The 24,140-nt window shown below is 71.1% G+C and carries 23 protein-coding genes and 1 tRNA gene; 14 read left to right on the top strand and 10 right to left on the bottom strand.

What is annotated here, in order from left to right; translation table 11 throughout:
• Positions 1–252 precede the first annotated feature (252 nt).
• The 7 genes from RMN56_RS09335 to RMN56_RS09365 all read left to right on the top strand — a co-directional run bounded on the left by RMN56_RS09335 (position 253) and on the right by RMN56_RS09365 (position 6,936).
• Entirely contained in the window at positions 253–1,221 is a 969-nt protein-coding gene (locus RMN56_RS09335) for a hypothetical protein (protein WP_313723436.1), read from the top strand.
• A gap of 215 nt (positions 1,222–1,436) precedes the next feature.
• Positions 1,437–1,709, top strand: coding sequence for a hypothetical protein (locus tag RMN56_RS09340; protein WP_313723437.1), 273 nt, complete (start codon positions 1,437–1,439; stop codon positions 1,707–1,709).
• A 606-nt stretch (positions 1,710–2,315) separates the two neighbouring features.
• Positions 2,316–2,744 carry a hypothetical protein gene (locus RMN56_RS09345; protein ID WP_313723438.1) on the top strand — a complete coding sequence of 143 codons (429 nt, stop codon included), beginning with the start codon at positions 2,316–2,318 and terminating at the stop codon, positions 2,742–2,744.
• A 904-nt stretch (positions 2,745–3,648) separates the two neighbouring features.
• A complete protein-coding gene (locus RMN56_RS09350) occupies positions 3,649–4,044 on the top strand; it encodes a GntR family transcriptional regulator (RefSeq protein ID WP_053656509.1) in 396 nt (131 codons plus the stop codon).
• Entirely contained in the window at positions 4,041–4,940 is a 900-nt protein-coding gene (locus RMN56_RS09355; RefSeq protein WP_313723440.1) for an ABC transporter ATP-binding protein, read from the top strand. The genes RMN56_RS09350 and RMN56_RS09355 overlap by 4 nt, the downstream gene beginning before the upstream one ends.
• Positions 4,937–5,914: an ABC-2 membrane transporter-related protein gene (locus RMN56_RS09360; RefSeq protein ID WP_313723441.1), complete on the top strand. Its 978-nt coding sequence runs from the start codon at positions 4,937–4,939 to the stop codon at positions 5,912–5,914. Before RMN56_RS09355 ends, RMN56_RS09360 begins: the two co-directional genes overlap by 4 nt.
• A 611-nt stretch (positions 5,915–6,525) precedes the next feature.
• Positions 6,526–6,936 (top strand): VOC family protein, encoded by a 411-nt coding sequence (locus tag RMN56_RS09365; protein WP_313723442.1) that lies wholly within the window; start codon positions 6,526–6,528, stop codon positions 6,934–6,936.
• A gap of 487 nt (positions 6,937–7,423) precedes the next feature.
• Here the strand turns inward: RMN56_RS09365 and RMN56_RS09370 are convergent, their stop codons facing one another.
• Positions 7,424–8,608: an IS110 family RNA-guided transposase gene (locus tag RMN56_RS09370; protein ID WP_313724689.1), complete on the bottom strand. Its 1,185-nt coding sequence runs from the start codon at positions 8,606–8,608 to the stop codon at positions 7,424–7,426.
• Between the two features lie 350 nt (positions 8,609–8,958).
• Between RMN56_RS09370 and RMN56_RS09375 the strand changes: the two genes are divergently transcribed.
• From RMN56_RS09375 to RMN56_RS09390, 4 genes are read left to right on the top strand one after another with little or no spacing between them, the layout of a single operon-like run.
• Positions 8,959–9,987, top strand: coding sequence for a replication initiator (locus tag RMN56_RS09375; RefSeq protein WP_313723443.1), 1,029 nt, complete (start codon positions 8,959–8,961; stop codon positions 9,985–9,987).
• Positions 9,984–10,169 carry a helix-turn-helix transcriptional regulator gene (locus RMN56_RS09380; RefSeq protein ID WP_313723444.1) on the top strand — a complete coding sequence of 62 codons (186 nt, stop codon included), beginning with the start codon at positions 9,984–9,986 and terminating at the stop codon, positions 10,167–10,169. The genes RMN56_RS09375 and RMN56_RS09380 overlap by 4 nt, the downstream gene beginning before the upstream one ends.
• 3 nt (positions 10,170–10,172) lie before the next feature.
• Entirely contained in the window at positions 10,173–10,436 is a 264-nt protein-coding gene (locus RMN56_RS09385) for a hypothetical protein (RefSeq protein WP_313723445.1), read from the top strand.
• A 51-nt stretch (positions 10,437–10,487) separates the two neighbouring features.
• Positions 10,488–11,306: a tyrosine-type recombinase/integrase gene (locus RMN56_RS09390; RefSeq protein WP_313723446.1), complete on the top strand. Its 819-nt coding sequence runs from the start codon at positions 10,488–10,490 to the stop codon at positions 11,304–11,306.
• 17 nt (positions 11,307–11,323) lie between these two features.
• Here RMN56_RS09390 and RMN56_RS09395 read toward each other — a convergent pair.
• A tRNA-Thr gene (locus RMN56_RS09395) sits at positions 11,324–11,397 on the bottom strand.
• 133 nt (positions 11,398–11,530) lie between these two features.
• Between RMN56_RS09395 and RMN56_RS09400 the strand changes: the two genes are divergently transcribed.
• Positions 11,531–13,267, top strand: a complete 1,737-nt coding sequence (locus RMN56_RS09400) for a metallophosphoesterase family protein (RefSeq protein ID WP_376787288.1) — start codon at positions 11,531–11,533, stop codon at positions 13,265–13,267.
• Between the two features lie 124 nt (positions 13,268–13,391).
• Here RMN56_RS09400 and RMN56_RS09405 read toward each other — a convergent pair whose 3' ends face one another.
• From RMN56_RS09405 to tmk, 6 genes are all read right to left on the bottom strand, one after another.
• Positions 13,392–14,252, bottom strand: a complete 861-nt coding sequence (locus tag RMN56_RS09405; protein WP_313723447.1) for a PSP1 domain-containing protein — start codon at positions 14,250–14,252, stop codon at positions 13,392–13,394.
• 288 nt (positions 14,253–14,540) lie between these two features.
• Complete coding sequence (locus RMN56_RS09410) at positions 14,541–15,209, bottom strand: hypothetical protein (RefSeq protein WP_313723448.1); 669 nt, start codon at positions 15,207–15,209, stop codon at positions 14,541–14,543.
• Positions 15,209–15,514, bottom strand: coding sequence for a hypothetical protein (locus RMN56_RS09415; RefSeq protein ID WP_313723449.1), 306 nt, complete (start codon positions 15,512–15,514; stop codon positions 15,209–15,211). The genes RMN56_RS09410 and RMN56_RS09415 overlap by 1 nt, the downstream gene beginning before the upstream one ends.
• Before the next feature lies 1 nt (position 15,515).
• Positions 15,516–15,845, bottom strand: coding sequence for a YbaB/EbfC family nucleoid-associated protein (locus RMN56_RS09420; protein ID WP_262283299.1), 330 nt, complete (start codon positions 15,843–15,845; stop codon positions 15,516–15,518).
• 125 nt (positions 15,846–15,970) lie between these two features.
• Entirely contained in the window at positions 15,971–17,278 is a 1,308-nt protein-coding gene (locus tag RMN56_RS09425; RefSeq protein WP_313723450.1) for a DNA polymerase III subunit delta', read from the bottom strand.
• Positions 17,275–19,491, bottom strand: a complete 2,217-nt coding sequence (tmk, locus tag RMN56_RS09430; RefSeq protein ID WP_313723451.1) for a dTMP kinase — start codon at positions 19,489–19,491, stop codon at positions 17,275–17,277. The genes RMN56_RS09425 and tmk overlap by 4 nt, the downstream gene beginning before the upstream one ends.
• Positions 19,492–19,640: 149 nt before the next feature.
• On the opposite strand from tmk, the gene RMN56_RS09435 reads away from it, so the two are divergent.
• Positions 19,641–20,849 (top strand): amino acid deaminase/aldolase, encoded by a 1,209-nt coding sequence (locus RMN56_RS09435; RefSeq protein WP_313723452.1) that lies wholly within the window; start codon positions 19,641–19,643, stop codon positions 20,847–20,849.
• A 115-nt stretch (positions 20,850–20,964) separates the two neighbouring features.
• Here the strand turns inward: RMN56_RS09435 and RMN56_RS09440 are convergent, their stop codons facing one another.
• Entirely contained in the window at positions 20,965–21,540 is a 576-nt protein-coding gene (locus tag RMN56_RS09440; RefSeq protein ID WP_313724691.1) for a TetR/AcrR family transcriptional regulator, read from the bottom strand.
• A gap of 226 nt (positions 21,541–21,766) precedes the next feature.
• Between RMN56_RS09440 and RMN56_RS09445 the strand changes: the two genes are divergently transcribed.
• Positions 21,767–23,074 carry a D-arabinono-1,4-lactone oxidase gene (locus RMN56_RS09445; RefSeq protein ID WP_313723453.1) on the top strand — a complete coding sequence of 436 codons (1,308 nt, stop codon included), beginning with the start codon at positions 21,767–21,769 and terminating at the stop codon, positions 23,072–23,074.
• Positions 23,075–23,140: 66 nt separating this feature from the next.
• Here the strand turns inward: RMN56_RS09445 and RMN56_RS09450 are convergent, their stop codons facing one another.
• The gene (locus RMN56_RS09450; protein ID WP_313723454.1) at positions 23,141–24,094 is read right to left on the bottom strand and encodes an endonuclease domain-containing protein; all 954 of its coding nucleotides are present in this window, start codon (positions 24,092–24,094) and stop codon (positions 23,141–23,143) included.
• Positions 24,095–24,140: the final 46 nt, after the last annotated feature.

Consider the following 24,140-nt stretch of genomic DNA (forward strand, 5'->3'; position numbering starts at 1 on the left):
CCACACCACATGGAAAGACCCTGACCCCTTGATCCGTAGCCTCGGCCGGGTCGTCCGGCGTGATCAGTCTCCGGCCCTTGCCTCAGGGACTACGCCTGCCGCCGTCCGAACCCGTCCTCGCCAGTGCGGCGGCGTTACTGCCAACCGCTGCTGTGACACTGATCGGCCAGCCGAGGGAGGCCGCCAACCGGCCCTTGTACGGAGATCCAGCACCGACTTGCAACGCTGGTAGCTCCAAGTCAGGAGTAGAGCATGACGGTGTGGCGACGATTCGAGCGCACCCAGGACGGCGCGACGGAGTACTTCGAGATTCGCCGTGAGGGCATTCGATGCTTTGTCCGCTGGGGTTCGACCAGTCGCCGTCGTGAGTCCACCACCGTCGTCCTGCTGGATGAGGACCACGCCCGACGCCACCTAGACAAAAAGATCAAAGAATGGCTTCGCAAGGGCTTCACGGAGGTTGCGGCACCCGCCGAAGCAGAGGATGAACCTGAGACCCTGGTGGTGCCCACCATCCTCAAGATGCAGACCAAGCCGTGGTTCACCCCCGAGGACTACCTGCCGGTGGGTGGCTTCATCGACGTGGTCTGCCAAGCCATCCTCCCTCCGAATGGCACAGGTGGTTTCTACCGCTACCTGGTGCTGCGCGAGGCAGGACGCAGCGCCATCAGCTTCAACATCAAGCAGACCAGCCATGACCCGGCGAGGGTGGCAGCCTTCCTCGACCTCGTGACCGAGAACCGGGATCTGCCCTTCGACGGCAAGTCGCACCACAAGATTCCCTTGCCGCAGCCCGTTGGTCAGTTCAGCCACGCACTCTTCTGCTCCGCCGCGCTCGGTCGGCCCATGTCTGCGTACCCCGCCATTGCCGCCAGTGTTGCCAGCGCAGCGCCGATCTACGACTGCGAGATCGGCGACGCTGATCCAGAAGTCGTGGTTGATGCCCGCATCCACGGCCACGGTTCATTGAATCGGGTTGACTGGGACCGATCACCGCAGCCAGCCTTTGATGCACGCTTCGATATCTCATCGCGGCGCAGGGAGCGGACCTTCAAGGTCTACACCCTGGGAGATCTACCAGGCATGCTGAGTGACCTGCACAGCGCGACGCCCGACAGCTGGCTGGAAATCAGACGCTTCCGCGGGGATCTCAAACGGCTGGGCCCAGCCGATGTCATGCCCGGCACCGCACGAGAGGCGAACGTTTTCTGCTCGCCCTGAGCGGGTGACAGCCTTGGGTCTCAGGTGGCGTCAGCGTCGACCGGTGGTCTTGGTTGTACGACCGGCGGTACGGCGCACGGGTCAGGAGCTGAGCCTCGGATTCGTGTCGATGGGCAAGGACGCGCAGGACAATGTGCGCGTAAGTGAGGTGTCGCCCGGCATCGTGACCACCGACGGTGGCGCGCCCCCATGGGTAGCCGTGGAAAGGACCGTGCATGTCGACCGAACCGGAGCCAGGGCTCGCACCCGAGCACATGGGACCTCGATATACCGAGGATGACCCGATCATGATCACGGTCGACGGCCAGGACTTTCGCGTCCGTGAGCGTGCCGAGAGGCCCGTCGCTTACGACTTCGACTGGCTCAGCGGGCCGCACGACTACGGCTTCACCAGTTCCGGCTCGGCAATGACCCTGCCTGAGATGGAGGAGGCTGTCCGCAACTTCCTCCGTGACATCGACCCCGCTACCGGGTACCTGCAGGAGTAGCAGCGGGGCCCAAGGGTGACGGGGTCACCAGGAAGAGCAAGCATGCGACGCCACCCGTCGACCTCTTGCGGCTAGATACGGACTGCTCGGTCAAGGGCCCGCTGACGGCTACCCCTTCACCGGCAGGTAGTCCCATTCCGCGTAGTGGATGATGGCCGCCGCACGCCTCCGCCGGGCTTGGTGTTCGGCCACCGCGCCACGCCGACCAGACCTCAAGCACCTCACGCGCCAGGCTGACTCATACCGCCAATTTCGAAGGACGAAGGTCACAGCCGGGAAGCATGTGGTGGACCAGGTCCGCGCATGAACGCATGACCGTTCGTGCCCCCCGATGACCGCCCGGTGCACCGGCTGCTGGCACGTGGATGGCACGGGCAGCGCGATGCACGTGCGCGTTGTAGCGTGCGCTGCCATGACCTTGACGCCGGTGCACGTCTCCACGCGGAGGCCTCTGTGATGCGCCGTCGGCGGCTCCTGGCCGCCACGCTAGCTGTCGCACTGTGTGCCGGGTATCTGGCGGCCACCCTCGGCCATCGCCTCGATCACGGCAGCTCGTGGTGGCACGGAGCTGATGCGGAGTCCCGCACGGAAGGGCCGAGGACGGAGGTGCGGTTCACGTTCAATCCCGGAGGGCAGATCACGTTCGGCGCGTCCATCCGCAATCCCGGTCCTTGGCCGGTCACGATCACCGACATCGCGGTCGATGACGGTCCTGTCGATCAGCACGTGTTCAAGGTCGCGCGCTTGGCAGCAAACCATGCCGTCGATGAGGCCACTGCCGTCGCGTTCGACCCGGCCACGGCGGCGCCCTTGCGGTCGATCAGGGTGGGAGCGGGCAGGGATCTGCCGGTCCTCATAACGATCACGATTCCGGACGTGGAGCAGGCTCCCGGAGCCGGGCTCTTCTTCGATGACCTCGCGGTCGACTTCGAAGTTCTCGGCCTGCCTCGCCACCAGCGGGTCCAGATGGGGTTCCGCCTGTTCGTCCACTCTCCAACCGGCTATGTTCCCGCCGAAGGGCGGCCTGGGGATTAGAAAAACATCGCGGTGCCTGATCGGGCGGCTTCGCTCCTGGTCAGCCCGTCCGTCGTTGTCGGGCAGCGTCGGCCTCGGCGGGCGGGCTTGGTTGTACGAATGGCTGTACAGCCGTCCGTACACGCGGTCGGCGTTGGCGTACTCGTCTCGCTCGCGGAGCCGCCTCAGCGCCTAACGACCTCGTGCGTGATGGGCGTGGAGGGTGAAGTCCTGATCAGGATGCAGCTGACCCGCAACGCGCTCCTGAGCGCCGACTCGCGTCAAGGGGTTCAGGACCGCGAAGCCGGTCTGCCCAACCAGCTTGGCGACAATCTGCGCACTCGGGCTGAGTAGGTTGGCTGCGCAGTCAGGCGTGGCGGTCGCGAGGCGGAATGTTGTGCTGAATGGCCTATGCGTGGCTCCCGACGGTGACCGTGCCGATGGTCAACCGCGGTTCTCCTTCCAGGATCTCGCCGATGCGCTCCGCTTGGTCGTCGAGTTCCCGACGTTGGGAGGGGGTGAGCGGGGTCAACGGCTCGACGGTGATTCGTCAGGGCCCGGCCAGCAGCGCCCGAAGCGGGTGAGTAACACGATGCGAGCGCGCCTGCTCCGCGCGGCGGGCGTTGGCGCCACTGGCGCCCTTCCCCGACGGCCCCGTAGCGCGGGGGATAGAGCACCGCTCTCCGCCACCGAGGACGGCCATACCGATACGTGCCCCAGCCGCAGTGCACGCGGCCAGCCGCCTCATCGCGTCCATCGCCGGTCCGTTGTCGCTGTCGCCACCGCGCCCCGACGCGCGGGTTCCCGCCGACGGTCGGGGCAGGCGTGCGCCCGGATCCGGTACCGCGGTCGTGCGGGCGCGTCGGCTCTCTTGACCGCCAACTTCCTGCTTTACTACGGTACTAGTAAAGCAGGAAGGGCTACCGTGTTCGTCTTCCGGCTCGACACCCACTCCGGCGTGCCGCCGTACCTGCAACTCGTCCAGCAGGTCCGCCAGGCGGTGCTGCTGGGCTTTCTCCAACCCGGTGACCGCCTCCCGCTCATCCGGGAGGTGGTCGAGGACCTGGCGATCAATCCGAACACCGTCGCCAAGGCGTACCGGCAGATGGAGCAGGAGAACCTGGTCACCGGCCGGCCCGGCCAGGGCACGTTCGTCAATGAACAGCAGTCGGCCGCGATGTCGGCATCGACGTACACGTCGCTGCGCCGCGGCCTGGCGACCTGGTTGCGCCGCGCCTACGCGGCCGGCCTCGACGAGCAGGCGGTCAACGCGCTCTTTACTTCCGTCCACCAGCAGACGAGGAATGAGGACGTGGCGTGACAGGGAACGAGTTCGCGCTGCGCACCGACGGTGTGGGCAAGCGGTACCGGAGGGGCTGGGCGCTGCGCGACTGCACCCTGGCCCTGCCGGCGGGCGGCGTGATCGCCCTCGTCGGGCCGAACGGCGCGGGAAAGACCACGCTGCTGCGCCTGGTCGTCGGGTTGCTGGCACCGAGCACCGGCACGGTGGAGGTCCTCGGCCACGACGTCACCGCCAGCACCCCGCAAACTCTGTCCCGGGTCGGGTTCCTGGCCCAGGACCACCCGCTGTACAAGCGCTTCACCGTCGCCGAGATGCTCCGCTTCGGCCGGGCCTGCAACCTGCGGTTCGACCAGGGGCTGGCCGAGCGCCGCCTGGCGAAGCTGGGCATCCCGCTCGACCGCAGGGCCGGTACGCTCTCCGGCGGTCAGCAGGCCCAGGTCGCGCTGGCTCTGGCCCTGGCGAAGCGGCCGGACCTGCTTGTCCTCGACGAGCCGGTGGCCAGCCTCGACCCGCTGGCCCGGCACGAGTTCCTGCAGGTCCTCATGGGCGCGGTGGCCGAAGGCGGGGTGACCGTCCTGTTCTCCTCCCACGTCGTGCACGAGCTGGAGCGCGTCTGCGACCACCTGGTCGTGCTCAACCACGGCCGGGTCACGCTCACCGGTGACATCGACACCCTCCTCGCCGAGCACCGGCTGCTCGTCGGCCCGCGCACGGCCACCGACCTCGACCGGGCCGGCGCCGTCGTGGAGGCCGTCCACAGCGACCGGCACACGACCCTGCTGGTACGCGACGGCGCGATCCCGGCCGCGCCTGGGTGGCAGGCCCAGCCGGTCGCGCTGGAGGACCTGGTGCTGGCGTACCTGCGCCGGCCGTCCGAGCCGAGCGCCGCGGTCACGTCGGGGGTGGCGGCATGACGTGGTTGATCTGGCGCCAGCACCGGACCGAGGTCTGCGTCCTGGGTTTGCTTGTCGGCATGTTCGGCATTGCCCTGCTCGTGCTCGGGACGCAGGCCCACGACCTGTTCCCCGGCGGTCCCGCCCGGTGTGCGGGAGAGGCCGGTATCAACGAGGCCTGCGCGGCCTCCTTCCGCCGGCTCGACGAAGAGTACGGGTACGTCGAGAACCTCCTGGCGGGCTTCTATCTGGTCCCCGTCGTCATCGGTGCGTTCCTCGGTGCGCCGCTGCTCGCGCGCGAACTGGAGGACGGCACCTGGCAGCTCGCCTGGACGCAGGCCGTGCCGCGGATGCGCTGGCTGGCGGCCAAGCTCGCGGCACTCGCCGGCGTCACCGTCACGCTCACCGGGATGTTCACCGCGGTGCTCACCTGGTTCCGTCAGCCATTCGACGCGTGGGAAGGACGGTTCCAGTACGACGCCTTCGACCTGGAGGGACTTGTTCCGGTGGCGTACGCGCTGTTCGCATTCGGCGTCGCCACCGCCGCGGGGGCGATCCTGCGGCGCAGCCTGCCCGCGTTCGGCGTCGCGTTCGGGGCGTTCCTCGCCGCCCGGATGTCGGTGGCACTGTTGGCCCGTCCCGCGTACGCCACGCCGCTCACCACCATGGAGCCGGTCCCCGTCGGCGGCTCGAAGGACCAGGCGGGGCACGGGTCCGTGCCCAGCTTCGCTGACTGGATGATCGACCACGGCTACGCAGACGCCACCGGGCGCAGGCTGAGCTGGACCGAGTACTACGAGCTGGAGGGCGCCGCCAACCGGGCCGGCACCAACCTCAACCAGTTCCTGCACGCGAGGGGCATCCAGCAGTTCGGGGTCTACCACCCGGCCGACCGGTTCTGGACGTTCCAGCTCATCGAGGCGGCCCTGTTCATCGCCGTCGCGGCGGTCCTGATCAGTGTGGTGGTGTGGCGGGTACGGCGCCGTGTGATCTAGTGCCCTGACCACAAACGTTCACGGTGTTGGTTGACACGCTGTTCGGCTTGTCGGCCGGGCGGCGTGTCGACGTTCACGCTAGGTTGGCTGCTCGCTTGGCTGCTCGGCCTCAAAACGGCAAGCAAAAGGCCCAGGTCATGGTCGGCGATCAAGCCGGTGACCTGGGCCCTTCTATGGAGCCGTCTGACGGAATCGAACCGTCGACCTACGCATTACGAGATCAAGTTGCCCACGGCGGTCTACCTGCCCTAATCCCACCTGGCCTGCGGAAATCCCTCTCGGCATCTCTCGGTGTCGGTGGTCGCGGTCCGGCCTCTTGAGGACTAAATGAGGACTGATGCAGTGCGGTGCCGCCATCTGATCCGTAGATTCCCAAGACCATGCCCAGCCGTCCGGTGCCGTCCGCCTGGTCCTGGTCCTCAAGCGCTCGGCAACGCGATCGGTCCCGTCCCGTCCGATCCCGTCCGCCCCGGTGGCTCCCATCCTTTGCTCCCACGTCGACTAGCCCGCCCCGCGGATCCTCCTCGGCGACCTCGGCGTCGCCGTCGCGCCAGGGCCGCAGCAGCCTGTCTCAAAGTCCGGCTCATTTGATCTTGTGGCAAGATCGCGGGATGCTACGACTAACCGACTTCATCATCGATTGCCCGGACACGATGAAGCTGGCAGCCTTCTACTCTGGGGTGATGGGGCTCCCGGTCAAGGAGGGCAGTAACGAGAACTGGGCCGGTATCCAGTTCGGCGAGATCGAACTGGCCTTCATCCAGGTGGAGGACTACCGCGCCCCGCAGTGGCCCGACAGCGAGCACCCCAAGCAGTTCCACCTCGACTTCGAAGTCGACGACATCGAGGCCGAACAGCGCCGCGTCCTGGCCCTCGACGCGACCCTGCAGCAGGACTGCATCGGCCCCGACGGCTACGGCTTCCGCGTCTACGCCGACCCCATTGGCCACCCCTTCTGCCTCTGCCGTAACAAGGGTGTCATTTGGACCGATCAGGGCCCCATCTGGCCCAAGCGCGACTAGTAGTGCCTCTGGCCTGCGTGGCTTGTCTGCTGCTGCCGCCCGCCGGCAACCCTGGGCAGCTGGCTTGGCTGTACGAATGGTTGTACAGCCAAGCCAGATCATCCGGAAGTCCTCGGAACGTCATAGGGATGACGCGGAGAAGGCGGCCGACTACCGTCCCCAACGGGGCGTTGAGCCCGACATGACTTGGGGTGATGTTCAGTTCGTCCGCACCCTGATCACGTATGCCATCAGTCGCTCGGCTGCTCGCAGCGCGCTGGCTACCGTCTTCTTCTTGACCGTCGGCGTCGTTCTGAGCACTGCTGCCAGCCTCGTCACCACCGATCCACAGCCTTGATGAGCGGTGGAGGCGCTACCTAGCGGTTTGAGCGGATCTCCTCGTCGGGCAGTCGCCAGACCGTCCAGCCTCCCCGGACGGGGACAAGGTGGAGCGCCCTACCGGACGAGTCTCAATGGCGGTTGTCAAGGCGCGGGGCGGTTGGTGGTGTCAGGCGGGCGTCGTTGATGGTGGTTGGAGCTGGAAGCAGCGGTTGTCGCGGAGCAGTGCCCAGAGGACGTCGACGCGGCGGCGGGCGAGGGCTATCAGCGCCTGCTGGTGTTTGCGTCCCTCAGCCCGTTTGCGCTGGTAGTAGTCCCGGCTTGGGCCGTTCATTCGCAGGGTGCTGAGCGAGGACATGTAGAACACGTGGCGCAGCCGTCGGTTGTAACGCTGCGGCCGGCGCAGGTTGGCGACGCGCTTGCCAGAGTCCCGTGCCACCGGCGCGAGGCCTGCGTAGGCGGCCAGGTGATCGGGGCTGGCGAAGGTCGACAGGTCCCCGACCGCGACGATGAACTCCGCCGCCGCCAGTGCCCCCATGCCGGGCAGGCTGCGAATGATGCCGGCCTGTGGGTGGTCGCTGAAGGCGGCCTCGATTGCCTTGTCGATGTTCCGCATCCGTCGGTGCAGTTGCAGCAGGTGGGTGGCCAGCTCGGCGGCGAGGTTAGCAGCGGTGTCCTGTCCCGGCAGGGTGAGATCCTGCTCAGCCGCGGCGGCCAACGCCTGATCGGCGACCTTGACGGCGTTCACTGCCCGATGCCGGCGCAGATGCGCCACGAGCTGCTCTCGACCGGCGGCGCGGATCTGCTCGGGCGTCTGAAAGGCGCTGATCAGAATCAACGTCGCGACGTTGGTGAAGGTTAACGCGCGTTCCAATACCGGGGAGATCCCGAGCATCAAGCGGCGCAGCCGATTCACGGTGCGGACCCAGTCTTCGACCAGGTCGGCGCGGTGCGCGACCAGCAGCGCGAGTTTGGCGATCAGCTCCGTCGGTGTCTCGACCGGCAGGAAGTCATGCCGCATCCGAGCGGTATTCGCGATCACCACCGCGTCACGCGCGTCGGTCTTGGCCTCTCCAGCGAACCCGTCGGCCATCGTCTTGACCGTGCGACCTGGGATATACAGCGTCTGCTGCCCTGCCAGCGCCAACATTGCCCGCAGCAGGGCGGTCTCGCAGCCGACCAGGTCGACTGCCCACACCACCTCGTCACCGGCGCCGACCCGCCTGATCAGGTCCGCAATCGCCTGCTGATCGTTGGCCACTCGCGTCGACCACAGCACCCGCCCGCCCACGTCCACCGCCGCAGCGTGGTGAGCCTGCTTGCCCGCGTCCACGCCTACCCATACCTGCGCCAAGCCGTCCTCCCGAAGCACCCAGATCCAGGTCACCTCGGACGACCCCGCCGGCAGTTCCTTAGCAAGCGACGATTCGCAGATCTCAATCAGCGGTCAAGGCGCCCTGGGCTGGCTGGGCGGCCGCTCGTCCATGGCCACCTGACGGCAAACAACCTTGAGCCACACCCAGCCAACCCGGCGGCCCGGAACACCATCCAGACGCAGAAACCCTAAGGAACGACCTTGGCCCCGTCCGGGGAGGCTGGTAGCCCTTGTGGTGCCCGATGAGGTGATCCGCGGCGGCATCTCTGAGGAGGGCCGGGGTTCGGGGCAGAGCCCCGAGGTCTTCGTGGTCCTGGTCGTCCTCAAGCGTGGCCGGCCGGCCCGGCCGATGCCGGCCGGAGGTCGCCAGCAGGCCGGGGCCGGGCCGGCGCGGCCGCTTTGCGGGCCGCCTTGACAGGTTCTGGCAGAACCTGCGCCGCGCCGTGGGCTGGAACGTCCAATACGCGGGCGCAGTCGAGCCGCAACGCCGCCTTGCCCCGCACGCGCACTTCGCCATGCGCGGCACCATCCCCCGCGCCCTCGTCCGGCAAGTAGCCGCCGCCACCTACCACCAAGTCTGGTGGCCCCCGGCGCACGAGCTGGTCTACGAACCGGGAAGGGCGCCGCAGTGGAACGCCCACGCCGCCGGCTACACCGACCCCGAGACCGGCGAGTTGCTGCCGTCGTGGGATGACGCCCTGGACCTGGTCGACGCCGACCCCGACGCCGAGCCGGTGCACGTGGTCCGCTTCGGCAGCCAGGTCGACGCGAAGGGTGTGCTCGCCGGCACCAAGGACGCCGATCGGTGCGTCGGGTACATCACCAAGTACCTCACCAAACAGGCCGCCGACTGCCACGACGTCACCACGGCCAGGCAGCGGGCGCACCTAGAACGGCTGTGGCAAGAGCTGCGGCACACCCCGTGCTCGGAGCGGTGCGCCAACTGGCTGCTCTACGGCATCCAACCCAAGAAGGCCCGCCCCGGGCTGAAGCCGGGCAACTGCAAGAACAAGGTCCACAAGCGGGAAACCCTCGGTATCGGCGGCCGACGCGTCCTGATCTCTCGGCAGTGGTCCGGCAAGACCCTGGCCGATCACCGGGCCGACCGGCGCGAATGGGTCAAGGCGCTGCTCGGCGTCACCACCGACGCCGACACCGCCCCGACCGACTCCGACGCGGTGCGGCACGCCTGGGAACTCGCCAAACCCACCGACCCCGACGTGCCACCCCTGGGCCATCGGGTCCTGCGGGCCATCTCGGAGCGCATCCAATGGCGGGCACAGCTCGACGCCGCGAGACGGGCCGCCGACCCGTCCAATGTTTCGGCAACTGCCACAACTCAGGAGGGAACAGCATGAAGACCCGGACGATCGAACCGCTCTGGACGGCTGAGGACGTGTCGACCTTCCTCGGCGTCCCGGTCAGCACCCTCTACCAGTGGCGCTACCGCCGGATCGGGCCGCGGGCGTCTCGGGTCGGTCGGCACCTGCGCTACGACCCGGCCGACGTGCGGGCCTGGCTTGCCAAGCAGGCGGGGTAGCCGGTGAGCGTCGAGAAGCGGCCGAATCGGAAGTGGCGGGCGCGCGTCTATGACGCGTCGGGTAAGCAGATCGCTCGGCACTTCGATCGGAAGTCGGATGCGGAGCGCTGGGAGGCATCAGCCAAGGCAGCCATCACGCGGGGCGACTGGATCGACCCGGCTCGGGCGCGGGTGACGGTGGGAACCTGGGCGTCGCAGTGGATGGCGGCTCAGGTGCAACTCAAGCCGTCGACTCGCGCCCGGTATGAGCTGGCGCTACGGCGGTAGATCCTTCCGACGTGGGAGGAGATCCCTCTTTCAGCAGTCTCATACGCGGAGGTGGCAGCCTGGGTCCAACGGCTCACCGCGTCCGGCCTCGCCCCGGCAACGGTCCGGTACGCGCACCGGGTACTGTCGCTGGCCTTGTCGCACGCCGTGCGGGATGGCCGCCTGTCCCGGAATCCGGCGGAGGGCGTACGGCTGCCTCGGGTGGTGCGGGAGGAGCCGGTGTTCCTCGACCACGACCAGGTGGCGAGGCTCGCGGAGGCGTGCGGACGCTACGGGCTGCTGGTCCGCTTCCTCGCGTATACCGGGCTGCGGTGGGGCGAGGCGTCGGCGTTGCGCGTGTCCCGTCTGGATCTGCTGCGGCGTCGGGTCACCGTGGCGGTGGCGTTCGCGGAGGTCGGCGGGGAGCTGGTCGAGGGCACCCCGAAGAATCACCAGCGGCGATCGGTGCCGATTCCGCGGTTCCTCGTCGACGAGCTGGCCGCGCAAGTCGCCGGGAAGTCGCGGGACGCCTTGGTGTTCACTGCCCCAAACGGCGGGCCGCTGCGCAACACCAACTTCCGCTCCCGGGTGTTCGCGCCGGCGGCGGCATCGGTCGGGCTGGCCGGGTTGACTCCGCACGACTTGCGGCATACGGCGGCGAGTCTGGCTGTGGCGGCGGGTGCCAACGTCAAGGCCGTGCAGCGGATGCTCGGGCACGCCTCGGCGTCGATGACGCTGGACGTGTACGCGGGCCTGTTCGGTGACGACCTGGACGCGGTCGCCAACCGGCTGGACGAGGCGTTCGCTGCCCGGGACAAGGACTATCCAAGGACCGGGACCGCCAGCGGCGATGTGATCGACCTCGGAAAACGGCGAAGCCCAGGTCTATGACCTGGGCTTCTGTGCCGAGCCGCCTGACGGAATCGAACCGTCGACCTACGCATTACGAGTGCGTCGCTCTAGCCGACTGAGCTAAGGCGGCAACGATCGTCAAGTGTACGGCACACCCCGCCGGACGCCGAACGGGATCCCCCCGCCTACTGAACCGGACATCCGGGAGTTTCGGCACGTGCGCGGGAGAGACTTCGCGCCCGGTCGGGACTACCCTGCGGCGGGTGAGTGACGATCACGTGCCGCCGCAGCAGCCGATCCCCGAGGCGCACCCGGGCGAGCGGGCCAGCCGACGCCCGCGGAGCCTGGACCCGCTGGAGCTGGGTTTCACCCCGCGTAAGCCGGTGCCGTGGCTCGCGCCGATGCTGCTCATCAGCACCGGGCTGCGGACCCTGCTGGCGATGCTGTTCGGGGCGTACCTGGACAAGCGCGAGTTGCAGAACGCGTTCGGCGACGACACGTTCCGGCAGGTGGGGCCGGACGGCGGGCTCTGGCTGGACTACGTGGCCGACCTGGGCGACGGCTTCGACGCCACGTACTCGGTGGCGTACCTGCTGGCTCGGCCGGAGCTGGAGGTGGACGGGCACCGGCTGCCCCGGGCGCAGACTCTGGTGATGGGAGGCGACCAGGTCTATCCGTCGGCGGCGTACGAGGCGTACGAGGACCGGTGCAAGGGGCCGTACCAGGCCGCGCTGCCGATCGCGCCGCCGCAGCGGCCGACGCTCTTCGCGGTGCCGGGCAACCATGACTGGTACGACGGCCTGACCGCGTTCCTGCGTTTGTTCGTCCGCTCCCGGGACCGGCACTTCGCGGGCTGGGGCACCGGCCAGTCGCGCTCGTACTTCGCGGTGGAGTTGCCCGCCGACTGGTGGCTGCTCGGTCTCGACGACCAGTCCGGGTCGTACCTGGACGACCCGCAGCTCACCTACTTCGACGAGGTGGCCCGGAAGCTCACGCCACGGTCGAAGGTGATCCTGGCGGTGCCGGCGCCGACCTGGGTCAAGGCCCACGACCATCCCACGGCCTACGACTCGATCGACTACTTCATCCGTACGATCGTGGCGCCCACCGGCGCGCAGGTGCGGCTGCTGGTCTCCGGCGACCTGCACCACTACGCCCGCTACACGGGCCCGGAGCGGCAGCTCATCACCTGCGGGGGTGGCGGCGCCTACCTCTACCCCACGCACCAGCTGCCCGAGCGGTTGGAGGTGCCGCCGCGGGACACGCTGGCCCGCCGGTCCAGCCGCACCCGCGAGTACGAGCTGGCCGCCCGCTACCCCGACAAGGCCCGCTCCCGGCGGTACGGCTGGGGGATCTTCGGCCGGCTGCCGTTCCGCAACCCGGGTTTCGCCACCCTGCTGGGCACCCTGCACACGCTGCTGATGCTGGCCATGGCCGGGGTGGCGGGCAACCACGTCGGCACCACGGAGCAGCGGCTGTTCAGCGTGCCGCTGGTGATCATGCTGGCGGTGACGCTGCTGGGCGCGGCCTTCTTCGCCAAGCCGCCCAGCGCCGGCGGGAAGCGGCACGCCCGGCACTGGATTCTCGGCGTGACGCACGGGGTGGCCCATGTGGCGCTGGCCGCCGGCGGCACCTGGCTCTGGCTGCAGCTGCCGTTCTACGACTGGCCGTGGCCGCTGCCGGCGGTCGCCGCCGCCGTCCTGTACGGGCCGGTGAGCGGGCTGGTCGCCAGCCAGCTGGTGGCGCTCTACCTGCTGGTCGCGGGATCGTTCGGGGTGAACGTCAACGAGCTCTTCGCCGGCCAGGGCATCGAGGACTCGAAGTCGTTCCTCCGCCTCCGCATCGACCCGGACGGCACACTGACGATCTACCCGATCGCCGTCGACAAGGTCTCCCACTCCTGGCAGCTGAACCCCGACCAGTCCCCCACCTCAAGCTGGATCCTCCCGAAGAACCCCCTGACCCCCCGCCTGGCCGAGCCCCCCATCGTCCTCCGCTGACCCGAGCGTTGATCATGAGGTTAGCGGCACGAAAGGAGATCGAATTCGCCGCTAACCTCATGATCGCCGGCGGAGGCCGAGGGAGCCCGGCGGGAGCGCGGCGGGAGCCTGCCCGGCCTGGCAGTTATCGGGCTGTGGCCTCCGGGCCTGACTGGTCGCGGCTCTCGTAGGCCTGGCGGGAGCCGCACACGTCGGCGCGGGAGCACATGGAGCGCGAGCCGTCGGCGTCCAGGCGGACGGTCACCGCGTCCCGGGGAACGCTGTGGCCGACCACGCGGCCCTCCCCCTCGGGCGTGGTGACGCGGGCGCCGATCGACGGGGCGGACTCCTGGAACCTGGCGTACAGAGGATGTTCGTACTTCAGGCAGCACATGAGCCGGCCGCACGCGCCGGAGATCCGCAGCGGGTTCAGCGGCAGGTCCTGATCCTTGGCCATCCGGATGGTCACCGGCTCGAAATCGGTGAGGAAGGTGGCGCAGCACAGGTCCCGCCCGCAGGAGCCGATCCCGCCCTGCACGCGCGCCGAGTCCCGGGCGGAGAGCTGCCGCAGCTCGACCCGGCAGTGCAGGGTCGCGCCCAGGTCGCGGACGAGGGAGCGGAAGTCGACCCGGTGCGGCGCGGTGAAGTAGACGGTCGTGCGGTCGCTGCCGGTCTCCGGGGTGGCGAAGACGTGGTCGATCGCCACCACCTTCATGGGCAGCCCGTGCTCCCGGATCAGCCGCTTGGCGGCCACCTTGGCGTCGGCCTTGCGCCGGCGCAGCAGCTCGTCGCGGCGCAGGTCGTCGTCGCCGGCCAGGCCGGCGAGGCGGGGGAAGCCCTCGGTGTCCTCGCTGACCCACTGCGCGGCCCAGACGCACTCGGCCACCTCGGGCCCGTCGTCGGTGGGCACCAGCACCTTGTCACCCACCTGGGGGCGCAGCTCACCCGGGTCGAGGTAGAAGAGGCGCCCGTACCGGTTGAAACTGACCGCGCAGAGCATGCCCATGTCCACCACCCTACGACCTCCGGACGGACCCGGGTCGGCCGCCCGTCGCCGTCCGGTCACCCGCCGCAGCGATCCATGATTGTCGACTCGACCGAACCGATCCCGACCCCTCGTGTCGTTGGTCCTCGCCCGGACGGCTGAAACATGAGTCAGCTACGGGACAAACGGCGGCCGACCGCGTTGAGTGAAGCCATACCTGCGGGGGGTGCAGGGGAAGCCACGGCGTCGCCGCCGGAGCCCGGTCACGGCCGGTTCGGCGTGCGACGCCGTGGGCTTGTGCGGCTCCGGTCAGTGCCCGATCCGGGTGGTGCCGCCGTAGCGGGGCACGCTCGTGGGCCGGTCCCGCCAGGTCGTCTCGGCGAGGCTCGGCGCCCACTGCCGCAGCAGCGTCTCCGCGCCGTCGTAGGCCACGCCGAGCACACCCAGCACCCGGGTGGCGATCTCGGCGGCCGCGAGGGCCCCGGACCGGCCGGGCTCGGCCCCCGGGCGGGTGGCGGCGTGCACCGTGACCGCCTCGGCGGAGCGCAGCGCCTCGGCCAGCGCCCGGGCCAGCGCGGCCCGGCTCCCCTCCACCCAGTCGGCCAGGGCGTCGGCGTAGCCGGCGGTCGACTCCAGCCGCCCGACCAGGCTCTCCGGCCCCTCGTCGAGGTGCCGGAGCAGGGCGGTGCGGGCCTCGTCGTAGGCCGCGGCGGCCGGCCCGGACCAGGCGACCGGGTCGGCGAGGACGGCGCCGGTGTCGTCGTACCCCCGGACGAGCCGGCGCACGGCGTGGCCGGCGCCGGTCAGCGGCGCCGGGTGCAGGTCGAGGAACTCGCGCACCGCCGCGCCGGGAAGCACCCGCATCCGGCGCAGCAGCGGCCAGAGCCGGTGCCCCTCGGGCGCGCCGGCGGCGAGCAGCGCGTCGACCCGGACGAGCAGGTCGAGACCCGGCTCGGCGAGGCGGTCGAGGGCGTCCATCACGCCTCCCGGGCCAGCCGCCGCGCGACGGCCTCGTCGGTCGCCGGGTAGCGGTCGGCGGCGCTGCGCAGGGCGGCCGCGGCGGCGGCCAGCCGGTTGGCGGCGGCCTGCGCCTCGCGGGCCCGGTCGCCGGTGGCCTCGGTCCACTGGCGGTGCAGGGCGCGGCCGACCTCGCCGGGCCGGCCGGTGGCGTGGGCGCCGAACGCGGGGTGCGGCGGGTCGGTGGCGGTGACCGTGTGGGCCAGCGTGGCGAGGGTCGCGCCGGCCTCGTCCAGGCGGGCGGCCAGCGCGCGCAGCGTCTCCATGTCAGGCTCCCGCCAGCGGCCGGTAGGCCGCGAAGGTCTCGTTGTGCAGCTTCTCCCGGGCCCACTGCGCCGCGTCGGCGGCTGCGGTCACGGCGGCCTGCACCGAGCCGGCGACGTCGCGGGGGTTGCGCTGGTGCAGCGGGCCGAGGAAACGCACGTCGGTGATCCGACCGCCGGCGGTCACCACCACCTCGACGAGGCCGTCCGGCGAGCGGACGGTGACCTCGACCGTCGCCACCGCCTGGTCGAACTCGGCCTGGAGGGTCTCGATGCGCCGGTAGCGCCGCACCGCCTCCTCGATCCAGGCCTCGTCGATCTCCCCCCGTGACATCGGCGGACTCCTCCCGGCTGACCCCGTCACTGAGCGTGCCGCCACCGTCACCGCGTGGCCACACCGGACCGTACCGCAGTCAACAAAGCCTGTCGATGCCCTGTGGACAAACCTCGGCCGGCGTCTCAGCCCTTCCACAGGGCGAGCATCATGGCCTCCACCGCGATCCGCGGCTTGACGTTCGCCTCGATCGCCGCCCGGCACTCCAGCACGGCCTCCAGCCGGCGCAGCGCCCCCTCGGCGTCCCACTTCTGCGCGCCGGCCGCGGCCAGCGCCGCCGTGTCGGTGTGCACGGGAGCGACCGGCGCCCGCAGCGCCATGGTGAGCGCGTCCCGGTAGAAGCCGGCCAGGTCGACCAGTGCCCGGTCGAGCGCGTCCCGCTGGGCCCGGGTGGCCCGCGACTTCTGTCGCCGCTCCAGGTCCTTGAGCTGCCCGGCGGCGCCCCGCATGGCTCCGGCCGCACCCCGGCCGGTGCCGCCCGCGCCGAGCGCGGTCTGGAGCGCGGCCCGCTCCGACTCGTCCATCTCGGCGACCGCCGCGGCGGCCTCCGCCTCGGCGGCCTCGATCAGCGCGGAGGCGGCGTCGAACGCGGCGCCGACCCCGGTCAGCCGGCGCGGCACGGCGAGCACGGCGTCACGGCGCTGCCGGGCCTCCGGGTCGCGGGCCAGCCGCCGAGCCCGGCCCACGTGTCCCTGCGCCGCCGCGGCAGCCCACTCGGCCACGTCGGGGGCGATGCCATCCCGGCGTACGAGCACCTCGGCCACCGCGCCGGCCGGCGGCTGCCGCAGCGGCACGACCCGGCACCGCGACCGGATGGTCACCGAGATGTCGTCCGGGTGGGTGGAGGGGGCGCAGAGCAGGAAGACGGTACGCGGTGGCGGCTCCTCGATGGCCTTGAGCAGCGCGTTGCCGGCGGCCTCGGTGAGGCGGTCGGCGTCCTCGATGATGACGACCTGCCAGCGGCCGCCGGACGGCGTGCTGGCCGCCCGCAGCACCAGCGCGCGCATCTCGTTCACGCCGATGGAGAGCCCCTCGGGCACCACCAGCCGCACGTCGGCGTGGGTGCCGGTGAGGGTGGTGTGGCAGCCGGGGCAGTGGCCGCAGCCGGTGCCGTGCACGCACTGCAGGGCGGCGGCGAAGGCGCGCGCGGCCACCGACCGGCCGGAGCCGGGCGGCCCCGTGAAGATCCAGGCGTGGGTCATCCCGGCGCCGGGGGCGGCGCCGTCCGCGTCGACGGGGGTGGCGCCGCCGGGCCCGTCGAACTCCTCGGCGAGCGCGTCGAGGTCGTCGCCGCCGGTCGGGCCTGCTCCGCCGCCCGCCCGCGCCACCGCCGGGGCGTCGGCGCGCAGCAGGGCGGCGGCCGAGGCGGCGGCCCGCCGGAGCGTGGCCACCGCCTCGTCCTGCCCGACCAGGTCGGCGAAGACGTCCGTCATCGTCGGGGACGCTCCATCGTCACCAGCTCCGCGTCGGATAACTCGGGCTGGACCGTGGTGTCGGGGCCCTGGGCCGGGCGCGGATGCACGATGCCGGCCGGGTCGACGAGGAACTCGTCCACCCGCCGGGCGACCGCCGCGGCGATCTCCTCGACCGGGCGGGACGCGTCGAGCACCAGGTAGCGCTTGGGGTCGGCGGCGGCCAGGTCGAGGAAGGCGTACCGGACCCGCTCGTGGAACGGGAGCGACTCGGCCTCCAGCCGGTCGGTGCCCCGGCTGCGGGAGTCGACGCGGGAGCGGCCGGTGTGCGGGTCGACGTCGAGGAGCACCACGAGGTCGGGCTTGAGCCCTCCGGTGGCCCACGACGAGAGCCAGGAGACCTCCTGGACCGGCAGCGTCCGCCCGGCCCCCTGGTACGCCAGCGACGAGTCGACGTACCGGTCGCTGATCACGACCGCGCCGCGGGTCAGCGCCGGCCGGACCACGGTGGCCACGTGGTGCGCCCGGTCGGCGGCGTAGAGCAGCGCCTCGGCGCGCGGCGACGGGGCCTCGTCGCCGGAGGTCTCCAGGACCAGCGAGCGGATCCGCTCCCCGATGCCGGTGGCCCCGGGCTCGCGGGTGACCACGACGTCCCGGCCCTGCTCGCGCAGCCGGTCGGCGAGCGCGGCGAGCTGGGTGGACTTGCCGGCGCCCTCGCCGCCCTCGAAGACCACGAAGAGGCCGCTGGAGACGAAGGGCTCGGACGGCATCAGCGGGCGGCCCCGGATCGAGCCCCAGAGGTCGGCCAGGACCGGCACGCCCTTCTTGTCGTCCATCTGGCCGAAGGCGCTGATCCCGGCGAAGATGCCGGCGGCACCCGCGGCGAGCAGCAGCAGGCGGGTCGAGGAGACCGAGATGCCCAGGTCGGCGATGGTCAGCTGGCGGGAGCCGCCGACGCCGACCAGGAGGCTGCTCAGCGCGATGGCCAGGATCAGTACCAGCCGGGTGCCGATCTGCACCACCGCGAAGACCCGACCGCGCACCTCGTCGGCGACCTCGCCGCCGAGCAGCGTGGTGCCGGCCAGGAAGGCCATGCCGGCGCCCGCGCCGACCAGGATCGCGCCGAGCATCGCCATGGACAGGTGGATGGCGAAGGCGAGCACCAGCACCGAGGCGCTGGCCAGCACGATGCTCATGCCGAACCAGCGGCGCCGGGACATGTCCCGGACGATCATCGGCCCGAGCCCGATGCCCAGCGCCAGGCCGACGAAGATCGCGCCGAAGAGCAGCGAGAACGCGGCGTCACCGGCGCCGAGCGAGTTGGCGAAGAACTTGGCCGTGCCGACCACGATGCCGCCGCCCGCGAAGGCGCCGAAGATGCCCAGCACCAGGCCGCGTACCAGCCGGGTCTGGCCGATGTATTTCCAGCCGTCGGCGAACTGGCGGAACATGCTCTGCTCGACGCGCTCCGTCTCGCCGCGCTGGGCCTCGCTGATCTCCTTGATCCCGAAGGCCACCACCAGTGCGGTGGCCAGCCGGGAGAAGGCGTTGAACCAGAGGGCGAGCTGGGCCGGCTCGGCCCAGTCGGGCAGGTCGCCGCCGACCGCCCCGCGTACCCCGCGGTCGAGCACGGCCAGGGCGATGGCCGCGGCCACCGGGGTCAGGCCGTACGTGGTGATCAGGGTGAGCTGGTTGGCCGTCTCCAGCCGGGTGCGCGGGATCAGGTTGGGGACCGCGGCCTCCTTGGCCGGGATCCACAGCAGGGTGACCGACTCGATCAGGAACGTGGCGATCAGCGCCCAGCCGACCACCAGCCCTCCCGCGGCGCCGGTGAGCGCGTAGAGCGGGATCGAGGCGAAGAGCACGAAGCGCAGCAGGTCGCAGATGACCATCGTCCACCGCCGGTCGAACCGGTCGGCGAAGACGCCCGCCACCGGACCGAGCACCAGCGCCGGGAGCAGCCGGATCGCGGTCACGCCGCCGAAGGCGGCACCCTGGGCGGTGCTGCCGGAGACCTGGGCGGCGGCGAAGAGGGCGGTGGCGAGCAGGCCGAGCCAGTCGCCGAAGGAGGCGACGCCGAGCACGACCCACAGCCGGCGGAACGGCCGGATGCGCAGCACCGACCGGATGGCGGCCGCACCGGAGCGGTCGGCGGGCGACGACACGCCGGGCGACTCGCCGTTGTTCTGGCTTTCGATGGCCGTACCTCCACGTGCCGGCCCAGAGCTGGGCATCCCCGGTGCAACACTCTAGTCGCGGCGAGATGCGACCCCCTCTGCGACATTCGCCTGCTCGCCGAGCCTAGGCCGCCGGGACCACCGGCCGCAGCCCGGACAGACGCGAGGGTATTTCGCATTGGCGTCCAGACAGTTAGCGTGCACACGTGGCCATCGACCGTGACAAACTTCGCGATCGCCTCGATCGGGCGACCGCCCACCTCGACCCGCCGTACGCGGTGGTCGACCTCTCCGCCTTCGACGCGAACGCCGGCGCGCTGGTCGACCGGGCCGCCGGCAAGCCGGTCCGGATCGCCAGCAAGTCGGTCCGGGTCCGGGAGCTGCTGACCCGGGCGCTGGCCCGGCCCGGCTGGCGCGGCGTGATGGCGTTCACCCTCCCCGAGGCGCTCTGGCTCGCCCGCAGCGGCGTCAGCGACGACGTCCTGGTCGCCTACCCGACCGCCGACCGCGGGGCGCTTGCCGAACTGGCCGCCGACCCGGCGCTCGCCGAGGCGGTGACCCTGATGGTCGACGACGCCGGGCAGCTCGACCTGATCGACCAGGTCAGCCCGCCCGGTAGCCGGCCGGCGCTGCGGATCTGCCTCGAACTGGACGCCTCCTGGCGGCCGCTCGGCGGCCGGGTGCACGTCGGCGTGCGGCGCTCGCCCGTGCACAGCGCCGGGGCGGCCGGCACGCTCGCCGCCGCCGTCGCCGGCCGGCCGGGCTTCCGGCTGGTCGGGCTCATGTCGTACGAGGCGCAGATCGCCGGCCTCGGGGACGCCCCGCCCGGGAAGGCGGTGCTCGGCACGGCCATCCGGGTCACCCAGCGCGGGTCGTACCGGGAACTGCTGGCCCGGCGGGCGGCCGCGGTCGCCGCGGTACGCGAACACGCCGACCTGGAGTTCGTCAACGGCGGCGGCACCGGCAGCGTGGCGGCCACCAGCGCCGACCCCGCGGTCACCGAGGTCACCGCCGGTTCCGGCCTGTACGGGCCGACGCTCTTCGACGCGTACCGCGCCTGGCGCCCCACCCCGGCGGCGTTCTTCGCCTGCGCGGTGGTCCGCCGCCCGGGGCCCGGGCTGGCCACCGTGCTCGGCGGCGGCTGGATCGCGTCGGGCCCGCCCGCGGACAGCCGGGTCCCGCGGCCGTGGCTGCCGGCCGGGCTGAAGCTGCTGGGCGCGGAGGGGGCGGGCGAAGTGCAGACCCCGCTGGCCGGCGACGCCGCCACCGCCCTGCGGATCGGCGACCGGGTGTGGTTCCGCCACGCGAAGGCCGGCGAGCTGTGCGAGCACGTCAACGAGGTGCATCTGGTCGACGGCGACAGCGTGGTGGGCACCGTGCCGACCTACCGGGGCGAGGGCCACGCGTTCCTGTAGACGGTCACGGCGGGTCCCGGCGCACCTCGGGAACCCGCCGCTCGTCTCCTGCCCGGTCGCACCCGGGCGGGCACCTTCAACCGTCACCGCCGGCACCAGAGCGGTGACGTCCTGCTCAACCCTGCTGCACGGCCTCCGTCCGGGCGTCGACCTGCCGGTGCAGGTACTCCCGGATGAGCGCCTTCGCCTCGATCAGCACCCGCTCGTCGCCCTCGGTCGTCCGCCGGAACGCCAGCTTGATCAGCGAGTCCGCGGCCTCCACCGCGACCTCTAGGTGGAAGCGGAGGTCGGGCACACCGGCCAGACCGAACCGTTCCGTGAGCACCCGGGCGAGCTGATCCGCGATCACCCCGTTGTTGTCCCGCTGCTCGTCGAGCAGGTGCAGGTCGACCACGTCGCCGAAGTGCAGGGTACGAAAGCCCGGGACCGTGCGGTGCATCGAGATGTACTCGTCGATGGCCGCGTCGACGCCGTCCCACCAGTGGGTCAGGTCGGCGGAGGAGAACCGCTCGTCGAGCCGCTGGAGATAGGACTCCATCGTGCGCAGCGTCAGCGCCTGCACGATGGCCCGCTTGTCCGGAAAGAACTGGTAGACCGACCCGATCGCCACCTCGGCACGCTCGGCGAGAAGGGTCGTGGTCAAACCCTCGTACCCCACCTCGTCGACGAGCTCGGCGCAGGCGTCCAGCATCCGCTGGACTCGCGCGACACTTCGACCCTGCACCGGTACCCGACGCAGCGGCCCGGTCGTGGCGGCTGGTGTGGACACTCGGCGCCACCCCCCTTCGACGGATGAACATATCTGCACGTCACGAGTCTGTGACTACCGGTACAACGAGCCGGGCTCGATTGCGGTATTTACCAGGTACAACGTTCCTGATATGAAGTCAGTTCATATTCACATCGAGGAGCGTTCGATGGCCGGCACGGCAGCCGCCTGGTCCAACTGGGCCGGCAACCAGCGCAGCACCGCCGCCCTGACGGTGCGCCCACGCACCGTCGAGGAGGTCGCCGAGGCGGTGCGCCACGCCGCCGACACCGGCCGGACGATCCGGGCGGTGGGCAGCGGACACTCCTTCACCGGCACCGCCGTCGCCGACGGGCACCGGCTCGACCTCGCCGACCTGGCCACCGGGGTCACCGTCGACACCGCTCGCCGCCTGGTCACCGTACCGGCCGGAATGACCCTGCACACGCTCAACGACCTGCTCGCCGCCCACGGCCTGGCACTGCCCAACCTCGGCGACATCGACGCGCAGACGGTCGCCGGGGCGCTCTCCACCGGCACCCACGGCACCGGCGCGAAACTCGGCTGCCTGTCCACCTTCGTCACGGCACTGACCCTGGTCACCGGCACCGGCGAGGTGCTGCGCTGCTCCGCCGACGAGCACCGCGACGTGTTCGCCGCCGCCCGGGTCGGGCTCGGCGCCGTCGGAGTGCTGGTCGAGCTCACGCTCCGCTGCGTCGACGCGTTCGTGCTCCGCGCGCACGAGCGCCCGGCGGCGCTCGCCGCCGTGCTCGACGACCTGCCCGGCCTCGTCGAGCAGCACGACCACGCCGAGTTCTACTGGTTCCCCTACACGGACCGGGTGCAGGTCAAGACCAACGACCGGGTACCCGCCGACGACCAGCCGCTGCCCCGCTGGCGCGGCTGGTTGGACGACGAGTTCCTCTCCAACACCGTCTTCTCCGGCGCCTGCCGGCTGGGCCGTGCCGTGCCCTCGCTCGCCCCCGGGATCAGCGCGATCTCCGCCCGCGCGCTCACCGAACGCACGTACACCGGCCGCTCCGACCGGGTCTTCTGCACCCCGCGCCGGGTCCGCTTCCTGGAGATGGAGTACGGCCTCCCGCGCGCCGCCCTGCCCACCGCGCTGGCGGAACTGCAGCGGATCGTGGACGGGCTGCCGTTCAAGGTGCTGTTCCCCGTCGAGGTGCGGTTCACCGCGGCCGACGACATCTGGCTCTCCCACGGGTACGGGCGGGACTCCGCGTACGTGGCCATCCACCAGTACGTGGGGATGCCGTACGAGCCGTACTTCCGGGCCTTCGAGAAGGTCGCGACCGACCTGGGCGGCCGCCCCCACTGGGGCAAGCTGCACTGGCGGACCGCGGAGTCCCTGGCCACGGCATACCCGAAGTTCAGCGACTTCCTGACGGTCCGCAAGCACCTCGACCCCGACAACCGCTTTCTCAACCCATACCTCCAGCAGGTGCTGGGCGCCTGACCTAGGGGATCTTGGAAGGAAGGGGCCCTCATGGGGGCCGGTTCCTTCCAAGATCTCGGGGAGCCGTCAGCCGCGCCAGCCGCCGGCATGGAGGGCGGCGCGGAGTTGGGTGACGACCGCCTCGGGGTCCGCGCGCAGGGCCCACGAGGGGAACCGGAGGACACGGTCACCCTCCACCCAGAGGTCGTTCTGCCGGCGCATGTCCGCCCAGGCGTGGGCCGGGTCGAGATGCTGGCCACCGTCCACCTCGACATGCACCCGCCACTCCTCGAAGTACGCGTCCAGGTAGCGGCGTCGGCCAGCCGCATCCCGCCGGACCTGCTGGCGTGTCGGTTCCGGCAGTCCGGCGCGGCGGACCAGACCCAACAGGTCCAGCTCGCCCAGCGAATGTGCGCCACCGGCGGCGTCCGTCGCGGTGGTCAGGATCAGTTGGCGCCGGCGGAGGCGCGGCATTCGGTCGATGACCTCGTGCAGGTCGTCACCGCCCACCAACCGCTGCTGGAATGCCGCCGCGACGACGGCCCGAGCCTGCCCGTCGTTGAGCGCCCACTGGGCCGCGTCGACGATCGACCGGGCAGCCGCCGTCCGCGGTGGCTGTCCCAGCGGGAGCACGTCCCGGTCCGGCAGGTGACTGGTCCGGTGCGCCCGAACACCCGTTGGCAGCGGGGCACGACGACGGGCAGCCGGTAGCAGCAGGTGCACGACCCGATCGGGGAACCCGCGCAGCCCGCCCGCCTGGGCGGCGGTGAGCCCGCCGAGCAGTGCGGTGGGACCGGCGGCCAGCACGGCGATCCACCGGAGCTGGGCCGCAGCGATCGGGCCGTTGTGCGCGACGAGGACCGCGCGGTGCGCCTGGCGCCACCGACCGGTCGCCACCCGGTGCCGGATCGCCTTGCTGGTCAGGTGCTTCCGCGCCTGCGCCAGGGAGATCACATCCTCCTGCCGGAAGAGCAACCAGGTCAGTTCGTCCGCGTCGTCGCCCGGCACCGCCCGCCGCAACCCCGCCCAGGAACTCCCCACGTACCAACCCTGCCCAGCGCCCACCTCTCCCCGCCGCCCCTGTGGA

It is taken from the genome of Micromonospora halotolerans (genome assembly GCF_032108445.1).
In the GTDB taxonomy this organism is placed as follows: domain Bacteria; phylum Actinomycetota; class Actinomycetes; order Mycobacteriales; family Micromonosporaceae; genus Micromonospora; species Micromonospora halotolerans.

What these genes read in the sequence shown, in the direction of transcription:
- RMN56_RS09335 (WP_313723436.1), top strand. Translation starts at nt 253, where the DNA reads ATGACGGTGTGGCGACGATTCGAGCGCACCCAGGACGGCGCGACGGAG.
- RMN56_RS09340 (WP_313723437.1), top strand. Translation starts at nt 1,437, where the DNA reads ATGTCGACCGAACCGGAGCCAGGGCTCGCACCCGAGCACATGGGACCT.
- RMN56_RS09360 (WP_313723441.1), top strand. Translation starts at nt 4,937, where the DNA reads ATGACGTGGTTGATCTGGCGCCAGCACCGGACCGAGGTCTGCGTCCTG.
- RMN56_RS09365 (WP_313723442.1), top strand. Translation starts at nt 6,526, where the DNA reads ATGCTACGACTAACCGACTTCATCATCGATTGCCCGGACACGATGAAG.
- RMN56_RS09380 (WP_313723444.1), top strand. Translation starts at nt 9,984, where the DNA reads ATGAAGACCCGGACGATCGAACCGCTCTGGACGGCTGAGGACGTGTCG.
- RMN56_RS09405 (WP_313723447.1), bottom strand. Translation starts at nt 14,252, where the DNA reads ATGGGCATGCTCTGCGCGGTCAGTTTCAACCGGTACGGGCGCCTCTTC.
- RMN56_RS09410 (WP_313723448.1), bottom strand. Translation starts at nt 15,209, where the DNA reads ATGGACGCCCTCGACCGCCTCGCCGAGCCGGGTCTCGACCTGCTCGTC.
- RMN56_RS09415 (WP_313723449.1), bottom strand. Translation starts at nt 15,514, where the DNA reads ATGGAGACGCTGCGCGCGCTGGCCGCCCGCCTGGACGAGGCCGGCGCG.
- RMN56_RS09420 (WP_262283299.1), bottom strand. Translation starts at nt 15,845, where the DNA reads ATGTCACGGGGGGAGATCGACGAGGCCTGGATCGAGGAGGCGGTGCGG.
- RMN56_RS09425 (WP_313723450.1), bottom strand. Translation starts at nt 17,278, where the DNA reads ATGACGGACGTCTTCGCCGACCTGGTCGGGCAGGACGAGGCGGTGGCC.
- tmk (WP_313723451.1), bottom strand. Translation starts at nt 19,491, where the DNA reads ATGCCCAGCTCTGGGCCGGCACGTGGAGGTACGGCCATCGAAAGCCAG.
- RMN56_RS09440 (WP_313724691.1), bottom strand. Translation starts at nt 21,540, where the DNA reads ATGCTGGACGCCTGCGCCGAGCTCGTCGACGAGGTGGGGTACGAGGGT.
- RMN56_RS09445 (WP_313723453.1), top strand. Translation starts at nt 21,767, where the DNA reads ATGGCCGGCACGGCAGCCGCCTGGTCCAACTGGGCCGGCAACCAGCGC.